12 protein-coding genes are annotated in these 14,039 nt (G+C 68.9%); 3 read left to right on the plus strand and 9 right to left on the minus strand.

Features of this window, described 5'->3' with window-relative positions:
* Positions 1 to 36 precede the first annotated feature (36 nt).
* Both EPN29_09660 and EPN29_09665 read right to left on the minus strand, forming a co-directional pair.
* On the minus strand, positions 37 to 1,299 hold the full coding sequence (locus EPN29_09660) for an ROK family transcriptional regulator (protein TAN32420.1): 1,263 nt from the start codon (positions 1,297 to 1,299) through the stop codon (positions 37 to 39).
* Between the two features lie 74 nt (positions 1,300 to 1,373).
* On the minus strand, positions 1,374 to 2,654 hold the full coding sequence (locus EPN29_09665; GenBank protein ID TAN32421.1) for a 6-phospho-beta-glucosidase: 1,281 nt from the start codon (positions 2,652 to 2,654) through the stop codon (positions 1,374 to 1,376).
* Positions 2,655 to 2,662: 8 nt separating this feature from the next.
* Here EPN29_09665 and EPN29_09670 point away from each other — a divergent pair, with 8 nt between their 5' ends.
* Both EPN29_09670 and EPN29_09675 read left to right on the plus strand, forming a co-directional pair.
* A complete protein-coding gene (locus EPN29_09670) occupies positions 2,663 to 3,709 on the plus strand; it encodes an ATPase (GenBank protein TAN32422.1) in 1,047 nt (348 codons plus the stop codon).
* Positions 3,710 to 3,805: 96 nt separating this feature from the next.
* Positions 3,806 to 4,282 carry a hypothetical protein gene (locus EPN29_09675; GenBank protein TAN32423.1) on the plus strand — a complete coding sequence of 159 codons (477 nt, stop codon included), beginning with the start codon at positions 3,806 to 3,808 and terminating at the stop codon, positions 4,280 to 4,282.
* Between the two features lie 25 nt (positions 4,283 to 4,307).
* Here the strand turns inward: EPN29_09675 and EPN29_09680 are convergent, their stop codons facing one another.
* Positions 4,308 to 4,970 carry an ACT domain-containing protein gene (locus tag EPN29_09680; protein ID TAN32424.1) on the minus strand — a complete coding sequence of 221 codons (663 nt, stop codon included), beginning with the start codon at positions 4,968 to 4,970 and terminating at the stop codon, positions 4,308 to 4,310.
* A 231-nt stretch (positions 4,971 to 5,201) separates the two neighbouring features.
* Between EPN29_09680 and EPN29_09685 the strand changes: the two genes are divergently transcribed.
* Positions 5,202 to 6,809, plus strand: coding sequence for a citramalate synthase (locus EPN29_09685; GenBank protein ID TAN32425.1), 1,608 nt, complete (start codon positions 5,202 to 5,204; stop codon positions 6,807 to 6,809).
* A gap of 6 nt (positions 6,810 to 6,815) precedes the next feature.
* On the opposite strand, the gene EPN29_09690 is transcribed toward EPN29_09685, so the two are convergent.
* The 6 genes from EPN29_09690 to EPN29_09715 all read right to left on the minus strand — a co-directional run bounded on the left by EPN29_09690 (position 6,816) and on the right by EPN29_09715 (position 13,994).
* The gene (locus EPN29_09690) at positions 6,816 to 8,078 is read right to left on the minus strand and encodes a cyclic nucleotide-binding domain-containing protein (GenBank protein ID TAN32426.1); all 1,263 of its coding nucleotides are present in this window, start codon (positions 8,076 to 8,078) and stop codon (positions 6,816 to 6,818) included.
* Positions 8,075 to 8,467, minus strand: coding sequence for a response regulator (locus tag EPN29_09695; protein TAN32427.1), 393 nt, complete (start codon positions 8,465 to 8,467; stop codon positions 8,075 to 8,077). The genes EPN29_09690 and EPN29_09695 overlap by 4 nt, the downstream gene beginning before the upstream one ends.
* Positions 8,468 to 8,486: 19 nt before the next feature.
* The gene (locus EPN29_09700; GenBank protein TAN32428.1) at positions 8,487 to 8,867 is read right to left on the minus strand and encodes a response regulator; all 381 of its coding nucleotides are present in this window, start codon (positions 8,865 to 8,867) and stop codon (positions 8,487 to 8,489) included.
* Positions 8,864 to 11,728 carry a response regulator gene (locus EPN29_09705; GenBank protein ID TAN32429.1) on the minus strand — a complete coding sequence of 955 codons (2,865 nt, stop codon included), beginning with the start codon at positions 11,726 to 11,728 and terminating at the stop codon, positions 8,864 to 8,866. The genes EPN29_09700 and EPN29_09705 overlap by 4 nt, the downstream gene beginning before the upstream one ends.
* Positions 11,490 to 12,449, minus strand: coding sequence for a response regulator (locus EPN29_09710; GenBank protein TAN32430.1), 960 nt, complete (start codon positions 12,447 to 12,449; stop codon positions 11,490 to 11,492). The genes EPN29_09705 and EPN29_09710 overlap by 239 nt, the downstream gene beginning before the upstream one ends.
* A gap of 141 nt (positions 12,450 to 12,590) precedes the next feature.
* Entirely contained in the window at positions 12,591 to 13,994 is a 1,404-nt protein-coding gene (locus EPN29_09715) for a tetratricopeptide repeat protein (protein ID TAN32431.1), read from the minus strand.
* Positions 13,995 to 14,039: the final 45 nt, after the last annotated feature.

The following is a 14,039-nucleotide window of genomic DNA, read 5'->3' on the forward strand; positions in this document are numbered from 1 at the left end:
GACCTGGTCCGAGTCGAAGCTGCGGAGCCGGTCGGCTCATCCCGCGACCTCCTGCACCTGCCGCCCTGGGGCACGTGAAAAAACCCTCTCCCGGGCCACCTCCAGGGCGATCGCCACCGCCCCGCGGAGGACGGCGTCCTCGCCCAGAGCAGACACCGCCACCCGCGGCCGGAACGGGAGCAGCTGGCGGAGCTCGCGCTCGATCGGCTCGAGCAGCAGGTCTCCATTGCGGCCGATCCCGCCTCCCAGGATCACCAGCTCCGGGTCGAGCACGGGCGCCACGGTCGCGATGGCCAGCGCCAGCCGCGACGCCTCGGCCTCCACCACCCGTGACGCGACCGCGTGCCCACGGCGGGCAGCGGTGAAGATGCGTTCGGGACTGAGCGGCATTCGCATGCCGTACTGGCGGGCGATGCGCACCACCCCCGCCGCCGCCGCCGCCTCCTCGAAGGCGCCTCGGCGCCGGTTGGCGGGGTCGCGAGGGTCGCCCATCCCCAACGGCATGTACGCGACCTCCCCGGCCGCGCCGTGCGCACCGCGATAGAGCTGGCCGTCGATCACCAGCGCCATGCCGATACCGGTGCCGACGGACAGGAGCACGAAGTTGTCGACGTTGCGACCGTGGCCGTGAGCTCGCTCGGCCAGGGCCGCGAGGTTGACGTCGTTCTCGAAGTTGACGTTGGTGCCGAGCTCTTCGCGCACGGCCTCGACCAGGCCGTGACGGCCCCAACCGGGGAGGTTTGGGGCCATCGCGACGTGGCCGTGCGTGGGATCGAAGACCCCCGGGCTGCCGAGCACCGCGTGAGTCACCTGCGACCATTGCACGCCGGCCTCGCCCGCCAGTCGCCGCGCGATCCCGCCAACCTGTCCGATGAGGGCCTTGGCGCTGCCGACCTTCGCTCGCTCATCGCGGCGGGCCACGATGTTGCCGGCGATGTCTGCGATCGCCGCTCGCACCCAGACGCGCCCGACGTCGAGGCCGACCACCCAGCCCGCGGCGGGGTTCAGCTCGTACAGCAGGGCGCTCGGGCCGCGCTCGCCTCGCGAGCGGCCGACCTCCCGCACGAGCCCGGCATCCAGCAGGCCCGTCAAGGCCAGCGACACGGTGGGCTTGGAAAGGCCGCACACGCGTGCCACCTGGGCCCGTGAGAGCGGGCCCTGCCGGTGGATCACGTCGAGGACGGTGCGCTCATTGATCGCCCGCAACAGGCTCGGCGTGCCGACCGTGATGCTCCGGTCTCGAAGCAGGCGACCCTCCTGAAGCGTCTCGTTGTTGCGGACCCTTGACAGCAGATCCATAGTTAGGAAGAATTCCTTACGGAACCGTAGACCAACCGGGCGCGGCCGTCAAGAGTCTTGTTGGCCGGCGACCACTAACTTCTGGGGAAGAAACGGGCCAGATGTCCCCGGTTCGCCTCGAGCAGAGCATCCAGCAGGGCGGTCGCCACGCTGTAGCGGCCGACGAGCGGGTTCGCGAGCAGCGCCTTGAGGGCGGCCTGGCGATCGCCGTTGATGGCGGCTTGAACAGTCAACCTTTCGTACGCCTTCACCTGCTGGACCAGCCCGAGCATCTCCGGCGGAAGGGGATCGAGCCGGCGCGGGTGCGCGCCGTCGGCCTCGATGCGCGCCGGGATCTCGACGACGGCATCGGCGGGCAGGTCCGGGAGGGCTCCCTCGTTGCGGATGTCGACCACCTGTTGGTCTCCCGTTCCGGCCTGGAGGGAGGCGATGAGCTGCGCCGCCGCCTCGCTGTAGTACGCCCCCCCACGCTGCTCCAGAAGCTTGGGCTTTGCCGTGAGCGCGGGATCGCGGTACAGCTCCAGCAGCCGCCGCTCGATCGCCATGACCTCCTCCGCCCTCGACCGCTTCGAGCCCGAGAGCTGCTCTTTCAGGACCTCATCGGTCGAGTAGTAGTACTTCAGGTAGTAAGAGGGGATCGCCCGCAGCAGCTGGACCATGCCGGCGGGGATCCCGATCTCGCGGGCGATGGCGTCGGCCGACCGGTCGATCAGCTCGGGCAGGCGGTCGACGCCGTCGACCAGGGCCGCCCGCTCCCAGGTCAGATGATTGAGGCCGACATGCTCGAGCAGCACGCGTTCCGGCGTCACGTCCAGGAAACGGGCGATCTGGCGCTGGAAGCCCATGGCGGAGTTGCACAGGCCGATCGCGCGGTGTCCCTGGTCGAGTAGCGCCTGCATGACGATGCCCACCGGGTTGGTGAAATCGACGAGCCACGCGTCCTTGGCACCGCGCCGAGCGGTCTCCTCCGCGATCTCGAGGACGACCGGGACCGTGCGGAGCGCTTTCGCGAAGCCCCCCGGCCCCGTGGTCTCCTGTCCGACGCAGCCGAATTCCAGGGGGAGCGTTTCGTCGAGCAATCGCGCCGCCTGGCCTCCGACCCGGAGCTGAACGATGACGAAGCTGGCTCCATCGAGCGCGCGAACGCGGTCAGGGGTCAGGACGAGGCGGCCCGGCCATTCATGCTTGTCGAGGATGCGCTGGGCGAGCCCGCCGACGACGGACAGACGTTCCGCGTCTATGTCGAAGAGGACGAGCTCGTCGACGGGCAGACGCTCACGATGAGAGTGGAAGCCTTCGATGAGCTCCGGCGTGTACGTGCTGCCGCCACCGACGACGGCGATCTTTACGCCCACGACCGCGCATGGTACGCGAAAATAGGTCGGAATTGTTAAGGAAGTTGCCTGATAGCAGCCTGATCCTCGCCGTCGACGGAGGGGCCTCGAAGACCGACGTGGCGCTGATCGACGCCGGGGGCAACATCGTCGGCGCGGCGCGCCGCGCGGGTTCGACCAACTTCGGCCTCGGCAGCAACGGTTCACTCGAGGCGCTCGAGAAGGCCGTGGCCGTGGCGAGCCGGAACGGCGGCCTCGACGCCTCCCGAAAGCCCATCGCCGGCATCGGCGTTTACTGCCTGGCCGGCGCCGACATCCCGGCCGACTACCGCCGGATCGCGGCGGAGCTAGAGGGCCGGGGTTGGACGCGGAAGACACTCGTTCGCAACGACACCCTCGCCGTGCTCCGGGCAGGCACCGACCGCGGATGGGGTGTCGCCGTCGTCTTCGGGACGGGCATGAACTGCGCCGGCATCGGCCCTGGCGGCAGGTCCGTGCGGTTCCCCGCCTTCGGCGAACTTTCCGGCGACAGGGCTCACGGCGGCGGCTGGCTGGGCCGCGCCGCGTTGGGGTCGGCCATCCGCGCCCGCGACGGACGCGGCCCGCGCACGATGCTGGAGCGCCTGGTGCCCGAGCACTTCAGCATGTCGCGCCCCACGACGGTGATGGAGGCGGTGTACGTCGGCCGCCTCGATGCCGGGCGGCTGAGCGAGCTTTCGCCGGTCGTGTTCAGCGCTGCGGCTCAGGGCGATCAGGTCTCGCAAAGGCTGATCGATGAGATGGCCGATGAGGTCGTGGCCACCGCGGGTGCGGCGATCCGCCGCCTCCATGTCGCCTCGCGCGACGTCCATGTGGTGCTCGGCGGAGGCGTCTTTCGGAGCCGGGACAAGCGGTTGCTGACGCGTGTCCGGACCGGGATCGAAGCGATCGCCCCGAAGGCGGACCTCCGCCTGCTCGAGGCTCCACCCGTTCTGGGCGCGGCCCTGATCGGCCTGGACGAGGTCGGGGCCGGGCCGCTCGCACGAGAGCGCCTCCGGGTGGTGCTGACCCACAAACGCCTGCTGGCGAAGGGCTGAGACCGCCCGGAAGTGAGAATGGCGCCCGCTCGCGCGGGCGCCTTGGAGTCTCGCTGGTCTCCTGAAGCCATAAGGCCTATCCTGTCCGGACCATTGGTGATCCGCAGCCACCTGGCCGCCTTCTCGAGCGGTGAAGCGCGCCGAGCGCTGGAGGGCCTGCCCCGCGCCGGCGACTACGAGGTCGAGATCAGGCCGCTGCGGTATCGATGGGCACCGCACCTGGCCGCCCGCTGCGAATTCGAGGAGCGGCGCATCGTGCTGCAGGTGCCGATTCCGTTCCGGCCGTTCAAGGAGCCGGTGGTGTTCGCCGCCCGGCGCAAGCGGGGCCAAGGGCTGCGGTTTGCCTGGGCATCGGAGACGGTCCTGTTTCGTGGGCGCCGGGACGTGCTTCGGTTTCTGTACTGCCACGAGTGGATGCACTGGTACCTGCGCGAGGTCCTGGGCAGGCGCTCGGCCGCCGAGACCGCGTGCGACCGGTTCGCATTGCGGAACTTCAGGCGGCGCGCCGTGTCGACTGAAGACGCGGACGCCGCGATCAAGCGGCCGCGCTCGAAGGCGCACGCGTCGGGCTGAGGACCGCCGTCCTCACCCCCGCCGGCTAGAAGCGGCGACCGCGGACGTGCTCGATCGAAAAGCTCGCCGTGTCGGCGATCAGCATCACCGCCATGACCCCCGCCTCGACCGGGTCGGTGACGACGAGATCGGCAGCGTCTGGCACCGAGCCGGCCATGTTGGTGCAGACGACGATGATCCCCGCCTCCCTGATCTCACGCACCGCGTTGCTGATGTCGCCACCCATCAGCGCGCCGGCGAGCACCAGAGCGCGAGCGCGGTGCAGCCGGGCCACCGCCCGGACGGCGTCGGCCAGCTGCTCCTCCCCCACCAAGGGGATGGTGTCGACTGAGATGCGCTCCCCGCGGATGTTGTGGCGGTCGGCCTCGGACACGGCGCCCTGCGCCACCATTCCGACCTGCGCCCCGCCGCCGATCACGATCACGCGCTTGCCGTAAATGGTCTGGAACGTCGGCACGATGCCGACCTTCGTAACGCCTTCGACGGCCTCGAGGTCAGCCACGAGTCGAGCGCCGTCCGGAGCGCCCGTGACCTCCAGGTGGAGCTCCGCCACCGCCTCTTTATGCGCGCCGCCTGCCACGTAGGTGATATTCGCCCCATGCCGGAAGATCGTCTCGGCCACGCGGTAGAGAACGCCGGGCTGGTCGCGAGATTCGACGAGAAGACCCAGGATCTCGGGCGCGGCCATATGGGGAGGATACCCGCTCGCGAAGAGGCTCTGTCTGCACGCCACTAACCCGCGCGCTGCTTTTTGGCATCGGCATCCATACCCGCCGCCGGCCTGATGCCCTAGGCTTTTTCCGTAATGCCCAACAGGCGCTCAATCGCGATCGAGATTAGCTGGGGAGGTCCCCCGACTTAGCGCACGCCGCTGATGTCGTCGGACCTCCCGGCCAGGAAAGGGTCGGGAGGTTTTTTTATGTCCAGCCAAGCCACAGCCAGAAGAAGCTCGGAAGCAAGACGGCGGATCGTCGTGTACGACACGACCCTGCGCGACGGTGCGCAGGGTCCGGCCGTGTCTTTCTCAGCCGGCGACAAGTTGCGGATCGCCCGCACGCTCGACCAGCTCGGGTTCGACTACGTCGAGGGCGGCTTCCCCGGCTCCAACCCTAAGGATGAGGAGCTGTTCGCCGGCCTGGCGGCCCGTCCCCTGAAGCGCGCCCGCCTGGCCGCCTTCGGCGCCACCCGGCGGGCCGGCGGCCGCTGCGAGGACGACGCCAATCTCGGCGCGCTCGTCCGCAGCGGCGCCCCGGTCTGGACGCTCGTCGGCAAGAGCGATGCCTGGCAGGTGAGCACCGTGCTCCAGACGACGACGAGCGAGAACCTGGCGATGGTCGAGGAGTCGGTGGCCTATGGGGCCGGCCTCGGCCGTGAGCTGATCTTTGACGCCGAGCACTTCTTCGACGGATTCGCCCGGGACGCCGAGTACGCCATCGAGGTCTGCCTGGCGGCCGCCCGCGCCGGCGCGGCGTGGGTGGTCCTCTGCGATACCAACGGCGGCAGCCTGCCGGCCGAGATCGGGCGTGGCGTCGAGGCGGTGGTCGATGCCCTTCGCCGGCTCGACCGGCCCGTGCGGGTGGGCATCCACTGCCACAACGACTGCGAGCTCGCGGTCGCCAACACGCTGGAGGGTGTCAAGGCCGGAGCGGACATGGTCCAGGGCACGATCAACGGCTACGGTGAACGCTGCGGCAACGCCAACCTGGTTTCCGTGGTCGCCAACCTCGTCCTCAAGCTCGGGCTGGAGGCCCTGCCGCCGCAGTCGCTGAGCAAGTTCAGCGACCTGTCCCGGACGGTGGCGGAGATAGCCAACCTTGCGCTGCCACTCCAGCAGCCCTTCGTCGGGCACGGCGCTTTCGCCCACAAGGGAGGGCAGCACGTGGCGGCGGTGCTGCGCCATCAGGACTCCTACCAGCACATCGCACCGGGCGCGGTGGGCAACGAGCCGCGAGTCCTGGTGTCCGAGCTGTCCGGTCGGGGCAACGTCCTCGCCAAGGCACGCGAGTTCGGGTTGGAGCTCGACCGCGACGACCCCCAGACCCGGTCGCTCGTCCAGCATCTGAAGGAGCTGGAGCACCGCGGTTACTCGTACGAGGCGGCGGATGCATCGTTTGAGATGCTCGTGCGGCGACTGCAGCCTGGCTACACGGCGCCCTGGACCGTGGCCGACTTCACGACGCAGGTGCGCAAGAACGGCGGGTCCGTGAATGCCGAGGCGACGGTCAAGGTGGAGGTCGACGGCACGGTTTACCACACGGCCGCGTCCGGCAACGGTCCGGTCAACGCGCTGGACGCCGCCCTCCGAAAGGCTCTCAGCCCGCGGTTTCCAGGCCTGCGCGCGGTGAGCCTGCATGACTACAAGGTCCGCATCCTCGACGGCGACACGGGGACGGCGGCGACGACGCGAGTGCTGGTCGAGTCAGGCAAAGGGCTCAAGCGCTGGACCACGGTCGGGTGTTCGAGCAACATCATCGAGGCTTCGCTGCTCGCCCTGATCGACTCGCTGGAGTATGCGCAGTACGCCTGAACGGGCTCAGCCCGCTTTCGCGTGCGCCTTGTATTCCTGGGCGACGTGGCCTGCCAGCCGCTGCAGCGCTTTCGCGGGCGGGCTCGAGGGAGCGCCGGCGACCAGGACCTCGCCCGTGACCGCGGCTCGATCAAACCGGGCGCCGTCGTGGACGATCTCATGCTCCATCGGCCGCCCGATCACCCGCTCCGCGTCGGCACGCGTGACCACGGGCCGCGGGCGGGGGTGATTGAGAACGAGGCTCACGTTGCCGGCCGAGATCTTCAGCACCTTCTCGAACACCTCGAGCAGCTCGGTGGTGTCCTTCAGGGCGGGCAGCTCAGGCGTCACCACCAGCAGGACACGGCTGGCCCGTTCAAGGACGCCGAGCGTCACCTCAGTGAGCGCGACGCCGAGGTCGACGACGACGTAGGAGAACGTTTTCTCGAGCACGTCCAGGGTCCGCTGCACCACCTCGGGCGTGACGAGCTCGGACTGCTCGACCTTGAGCGTGCCGGGCAGGACCACCGCGCCGGACGGATGGTGGAGGCAGGCGCTGAGGAGTGATTCTTCGAAGCGATCCCCCTCCCCCGTTCTCTGACTGAGCGCCACGCAGCCTGTCGGAACGAGGTTGGCGACCAGCGCCGCATGGTTGTACGGCAATCCCAGATCCAGGAGGACGCACTCACCGCGGTGCTTCATGCCGAGCGACACGGCCAGGTTCACGGCAATGCTCGTCTTGCCGGAGCCGCCCTTGACCGAGTAGATCGCCACCACCATCCCATGGTGCTCAGGCGAGACGGCCTGCGCCCGCGCCACCAGCTGCGAGATACCCTGCCGCCGCTGTTCGACCAGGCGCACGAGCTCCAACCGCGCCGGAGAGCCGGCGGCCAGCACGGCATCGACCGCGGCGCGATCAAGCTCGAGCAGCTCGCAATCCTCTGTGGCCGTGACCGAGGCTGCCTGGGCCAGGGCCTGGTCCGTGGTCAACGCGCTGACGCCAAAGAAATCGCCGCTCGACAGCATCGCGACGGTCACGCTGTGACCGGGCGCCCACTGCGCGCGGACTTCGCACCGACCGCTCTGGAGGATGAAGATGCGGTTGGAGAGCTCACCCTGACGCAGGATCAGCGTGCGCGCTCCGGCTCGCCGCGGACGCAGCTTGCGCGCCAGGCGGCGCAGGTCGGCGTCGGGCAGAGTGAAGAAGATCGAGATGCCCTGGAGGAGCTGGAGCCGCTGTTCGACGACCGTGCCTTCGCTGGCCGGCTCGGAGCGCTCGTCGGTCTTCACTTTCCGGCCCGCCCCGGTCGCCGGATCCGCTTCCGGACCTCGGCGCGCAGCACGGCGGGACTGACAGGTTTGGCGATGAACGCCTCGCAGCCCGCGGCGAGGGCCGCCCGTTCGTGCAGCGGCATCGTGTGCGCGGTGAGCGCCACGACTGGGATCGCGGCCGTGGCCGGGTCGGATTTGAGCTCCCTCGTGAGCTCGAGTCCGCCCATCCCGGGAAGCTCGATGTCCATGAGGATCAGATCCGGTGGGCGGCGGCCGATCAGCCTGAGCCCCTCTTCGGCTGATACCGCTCCGATGACGGCGAAACCCTCACGTTCCAGGGTCGCGGTGGCCAGCAGCCGGCTTGCCTCGTCGTCTTCGACGATCAGGATCAGCTGCTTACGGGTCATGCGCGGCCGCCCGGGAGCACTAGGGCGGAGTCGGCAGGAACTTACGAACCTCGCTGGCGAATGTTCTGGTGTCGATCGGCTTTGAGATGTAGCCCGAGCAGCCTGCCGCCAGCGTCCGCTCCCGGTCGCCGGACATCGCCAGGGCGGTGAGGGCGACGATGGGGATGTGCGCCGTGGCCGGGTCGGACCTCAGCTGTCGCGTGAACGAGAGGCCGTCCTGTCCGGGCAGCTGCACGTCCATCAGGATGAGGTCGGGGGCGCAGTCGTTGAGCAGCACCCTGGCCTCCTCCGACGAGGCGGCCACGTCGACCCGATAGCCCTCCCGTTCGAGCACCGAGGACGCGAGCAGCTGGTTGGCTTCGTTGTCCTCGACCAAAAGGATCAGGGTGTCCTTGCTCATCGCCGGTTGCCGTTCGTGATGACCACTTGCCTGAGCAATTCCAACAGATCTGACGCGCCGGTGGAGCCGCGCCGGAGGATCGTCGAAACATGGCCGTTCAGCTGCCGGATGTCGGCGTCGGTCAGGTTCTTCGCCGTCAGGACCATGATCGGAATGGCCCGCGTGGATTCATCCGCACGCAGCGCCTCAACCACATCGAAGCCCGTCACCTCCGGCATCATAAGGTCGAGCAAAACGAGGTCCGGCCCCAACGTCTTCGCCAGCTCGATGGCCTCCTTGCCGCCGGCGGCGACCACGACGTCGAACCCGGCCGGCACGAGGACCCGCCGCAGCCAGTCGCGGTTGGCCTCCTCATCGTCGACGACCAGGACTGTGAGCTTCTCGCCGCCCTTTTGCTTCAGGTTGAACCTCGCCAGCCGGCTCATGAGCTCTGCGGCCTGGACCGGTTTGACGAAATAGTCCAGCGCCCCCAGGGCGACCCCCAGCTCGGGGTTGTCGACGACGCTGACCACGATGACCGGAATGTCCATCGTCGCCTCATCGCGCTTCAACCTCGTCAGGACCTCCCACCCGTCGAGGTCTGGCAGGAGGATGTCGAGGGTGATGGCGGCCGGCCGGTCGTCGTGCGCTTTGATCAGTGCCTCGGTGCCGGTGCGGGCGACCTCGGTCTTGAATCCCGACCGTTCGATCTGCCGCGTGAGCAGCTCGGCCGCGCCCGGGTCGTCCTCGACGACCAGGACGAGCGGCCGGTGGTCGCCCGCGCTCACCCGGCCCGCGGGCGCCGGCGGCGCGGGCGCTGGCGCCATCGCGCGGCGAGGCTCGGTGGGCAGGGTGAGGGTGAAGACGCTCCCCTTGCCCAGCTCGCTGACGAGCCGGACGTCGCCGCCGTGCAGGTTGGCGAAGCGCCGGGTCAGCGTCAGCCCGAGCCCGGTGCCCGGCTGCTGCCGGCCGACCCCGGAATCGACCTGCTGGAACTCGTTGAACACGCGCTCCTGGTCCTCGCCGGCGATGCCGATCCCGTTGTCGGCGACGGCGACCTCGACCGCATCGGCCAGACGTTGCGCCTGGATGGTCACGACGCCGCCCTCCGGCGTGAACTTGACCGCGTTGGAGAGCAGGTTGAGCAGCATCTGCTTGAACTTCCCCGGGTCCACCGTGATCTCGCCGGCGTCGACCTCCCCGGGCTTGATCTGGATCTGCTTCTGTGCCGCCAGCGGCTCGACCGTGCTGAGCACCTGCTGCACGACCTCGGCGACCGACACGGTTTGCAGTCGAAGCTCCATCTGACCGGCCTCGATCTTCGAGAGGTCGAGGATGTCGTTGATCAGGCCGAGCAGGTGCTTCCCACTGGAATGGATCTGCTCGAGGAACCGCTTCCGGGTGGCGGGTGGGTACTGACCGTTGTTGGCGTCGATCAGCAGCTCGGAAAAGCCCAGGATCGCGTTGAGCGGAGTTCGAAGCTCGTGGCTCATGCTGGCCAGAAACACGCTCTTGTGGCGGTTGGCATCCTGGAGGCGGGCGTTGCTCTCCTTGAGCTGGGCGACGAGGTGCATCCGGTCCAGGGCGGTGACGAAAGCGCTCATCAGCTGCTGCACGCGGCTCATCTCGTCTCCGCCGAAGCTCGGGCTGAACGGACCCGCGAGAACGACCAGGGTCCCCGAGCCGGAAAGCCCGGCGATGGGCAGCGTGAGGACGGTGGCCTCCGCACCGGCGATCGCGACGCGACTCACACCGTAGTGGAGCTCGGGAAGCCGAGCCTTCAACTCGCCGATCTGATCCTCTTCGAGGCCGCGCGTCGCGCGCAGGGTGCCGTCGTCAGCAAAGCTCGCCGCCGCCCCGCCGCCCACGATCCGCATGGCCCATTCGAGAGCCCGGTTGGCGAGCGCGTCTCGATCGTCGCTGAGCAGGAACTGCTCCATGAACGCCCGCAATCCCTCTTCTTCGGAGGCGCGCCACTGGCGCCGCAGCCAGGCTGGGGGGGAAAAACTGACGTACAGCAGCGGGACGATGGCGATGACCAGCACCTGGATCACGACCTGCGCCACGGGGTTGTTGGCGACCTCTCCGGCCAGGACCGCGAACAAAAGGATCGCCACGATCCCGGCGAAGCCGATGCTCAGGGAGCGCAACCGCCATGCCTGGACCGCCGGCACACCGCGCGCGACGAGCCAGAAGCGCACGGTCGGTTCGACCACCAGAGCCGCCCAGACCAGGACGAGCGCGATGGCGGCCCCGGTCTCGACGTCGAGATGGGCAATTCCCGCGGCGACCAGGACCTGGGCCGCCAAAAACACCGCGACCGCGGCCACCGTGGCCACGAGCGCGACGATGTGCCACGTCCGGGTCAGCGGGATCAGGGAGCCCCGATATCGAAGCAGGGCGTAGCCCGAGCCGACGAAAGCGAAGAGGCTGACCTGCGTCAGCGCAGGTGAGGTGAGATGCAGGAGTGAGGTGATCCGGCCGAACGACGAGACCAGGGCGAGCAGGACGATCGCCAGCGCGAGGAACCCCACCGAGGGGTCTCGGCGGCGCACCCAGGTCACGGCGGTGAGGACACCCAGGAGCAGGAACGCCAGGGCGCTGATGTTCTGCAGGTAGGGCAGGAGGTCTTTCATCGATACCTCAGGCGGCGCCGAGGCGCTGAAGGGCGGGTATCTCGCTGGCGAACAGGTCGACCATCTCGGGATCCCACTGCGTCCCGGCGCCGTCGACCAGCACCGCGACCGCCTCCTCGACCGAGCGGCGGGCGCGATACGGACGGTCGTTGACCAGCGCGTCGTACGCGTCGCAAACCGAGACGATCCGGGCCAGGCGCGGAATCTCTTGACCCCGAAGGCCGTCGGGATACCCACGCCCGTCATATCGCTCGTGGTGGTGGCGGATGATCGGCAGGAGGCTGGACCCGGAATGCAGCGGCCGCACGATGCTTTCGCCGATGGCCGGGTGGGCCTGCATGCGCGCCGTTTCGAGGCCGTCGAGCGGGCCGGGCTTGAGCAGGATGGCGTCGGGCACGCCGATCTTGCCGATGTCGTGGATGATCCCGCCGCGGTACAGGGCGTCGAGCGCGACCTCGGGCAGTCCGAGCCGCCTGCCCACGTGCCGGGCCGACTCGCCCACGCGCTGGGTGTGCCGCTCGGTGAAGGCGTCCTTGGCCTCGACCGCGGCGGCGAGGGCGAAGATCACCTGCTCCGCGCTGTCGAGCGTGTTGTACAGCGCCTTGAGCCGCAGGGCGGATCTGACCCGTGCCACCAGTTCGACCCGCTCGACCGGTTTGGTCATGAAGTCGTCGGCGCCCGACTCGAGTGCGGTCACCCGATCGTCGGTCTGGTATGAAGCCGTGATCATGACCACCGGCAGCAGACGGCCCCGAGGCATGGCCTTGATGCGGCGGCAGACCTCATAGCCGTCCAGCCCCGGCATCTGGACGTCCAGGAGGACGAGGTCGGGCGGTTCGGTCTCGATCAGGTCGAGGGCGGCGGCGCCGTCCTCGGCCAGCAGCACCTCGCAGTCGATCTCATCCAGGTAGGCGTTGATCAGTTCGCGGTTGGCCGCTCCGTCGTCAACCACCAGGACGACCGGCATGCCCCCTCAAAGCCTCCCTCTGCCCATTGTTAAGTCAAACCCCCGACTTCGGATTGTAGTGTTAATCGATCGGATCCGACCCGGCTTAGGGCTTGGGTCAGCTCCAGGGCGCACCGGGGCGGGCGCGAGCGGCACCCGCGCTCAGGCGATGTCGGCTCGAGACTCCGCGGCCCTGGGGCCGCTCAGTGCCGGGCGCCACGCGGCGATGGCCTGCTTCAGCTGGGCGTTGCCGCCCACCAGGTCGCCCCGACTCTCCAGGATCTCGGCGTAGGCGACGTGGGCCCGGCTCAAGCGCTCACGCGCGCCGCACTTTTCCAGGATCTCAAAGGCCGTCTGAAACTCGGCGCCGGCCCGGACGTCGTCGCCGCCGGCGGCCGCCACGCGACCGATCCAGGTGTGCGCGGTGCCGGCGGTGGCCAGCTCCGCCACTTTTTCGGCGACTTCCAGCCCTTCCGCAGCGAGCCGGCCGGCTCGCGCATGCTCCCCACGCGCAAAGCACAGCTCGCACAGGCTCAAGAGGACCTCTGCCTTCCCGGTATCGACTCCCGAATCCTCGAACAACCGAAGCGAGCGGGTCAGGTGCCGCTGGGCCTCAGGAAACTCGCCGCGCCGGAAGAGGACCAATCCGAGGTTGTTTTCGGATCGAGCGAGGGAGATGCGATCGTCCAGCGTCTCGTGAATCGCGAGTGCGCGATGGGCGTAGTTGGCTGCCTGGTTGAGCTGGCCCACCTCCTGGTAGGCGAAGCTGAGACCGCTGTACATGATCGAAAGCCGCCGCAGGTCCTGGACCACATCACCCGCCGCGATCGCCTGCTCGTAGCTGTCGATGGCCGCCGGCCAGTCCTGGTTGGTGGCGTAGACGCCGCCCAGGATGGCGAGCAGCCGGGCCTCGGTGATCCGCGGCACCGGGACGAGCGAGCGGCACAGCCGCAGGGCGTCTTCGGCGAGCGAAAGCGCGCTGGGATCCTGCATGAGGTAGGCCGCCGACGCTTCGCTGCCCATGCACTCCGCCGTCATCAGGGAATCGCCGACCTCCTCGAAATGTCTCCTGGCGGCCGAGGCGAGGCGCCGTGCAGCCGCCGGCTGCGCCAGGCGCAGGTGCGCGCTCGCCATCAGGTGCTTGAGGCGCGCGTCGGCCTCCGCATCGTGCTTCTGGCTGAGCGCAGCCTCGCCCGCGGCCAGCGCCCCCGCCGCATCGCCAACGGCGATCAGGCGCTCCAGCTCCGCCGTCCCGGCTGAGGATCGAGGCTCCATGGTGCTCGGCCGAGCCAGGAAGTAGTCGAGGGGCCGCCCCGTGCGCTCGGCGATGAGCTTGAGCGTCTCCATCGACGGCTTCGCCTTCCCGGTCTCGACGAAGTAGATGGCCGTCCGGCTGATCGCATCGCCCGCCACCTGGCCGAGGCTCAGCCCGGCCTCCATCCTTGCCTGTTTGACCGAGCCCGGCTTGATCTCGACCCCGCGCCGGCGCCCCCGGCGACCCGAGGCGATCTTCCCATCCCGTCTCGGAGCGTCGGTTCCGGAAGGGTGCGTGAGCACCTCTGACATTGATATCAGCTTATCTGAGATTGCCTCACTTCACAAAGATGAATT

The sequence above is a fragment of the bacterium genome (assembly GCA_004299235.1).
GTDB lineage: Bacteria > Chloroflexota > Dormibacteria > Dormibacterales > Dormibacteraceae > SCQL01.

What these genes read in the sequence shown, in the direction of transcription:
- EPN29_09705 (TAN32429.1), bottom strand. Translation starts at nt 11,728, where the DNA reads ATGACGGGCGTGGGTATCCCGACGGCCTTCGGGGTCAAGAGATTCCGC.
- EPN29_09710 (TAN32430.1), bottom strand. Translation starts at nt 12,449, where the DNA reads ATGCCGGTCGTCCTGGTGGTTGACGACGGAGCGGCCAACCGCGAACTG.
- EPN29_09660 (TAN32420.1), bottom strand. Translation starts at nt 1,299, where the DNA reads ATGGATCTGCTGTCAAGGGTCCGCAACAACGAGACGCTTCAGGAGGGT.
- EPN29_09680 (TAN32424.1), bottom strand. Translation starts at nt 4,970, where the DNA reads ATGGCCGCGCCCGAGATCCTGGGTCTTCTCGTCGAATCTCGCGACCAG.
- EPN29_09715 (TAN32431.1), bottom strand. Translation starts at nt 13,994, where the DNA reads ATGTCAGAGGTGCTCACGCACCCTTCCGGAACCGACGCTCCGAGACGG.
- EPN29_09700 (TAN32428.1), bottom strand. Translation starts at nt 8,867, where the DNA reads ATGAGCAAGGACACCCTGATCCTTTTGGTCGAGGACAACGAAGCCAAC.
- EPN29_09670 (TAN32422.1), top strand. Translation starts at nt 2,663, where the DNA reads ATGGTACGCGAAAATAGGTCGGAATTGTTAAGGAAGTTGCCTGATAGC.
- EPN29_09695 (TAN32427.1), bottom strand. Translation starts at nt 8,467, where the DNA reads ATGACCCGTAAGCAGCTGATCCTGATCGTCGAAGACGACGAGGCAAGC.
- EPN29_09685 (TAN32425.1), top strand. Translation starts at nt 5,202, where the DNA reads ATGTCCAGCCAAGCCACAGCCAGAAGAAGCTCGGAAGCAAGACGGCGG.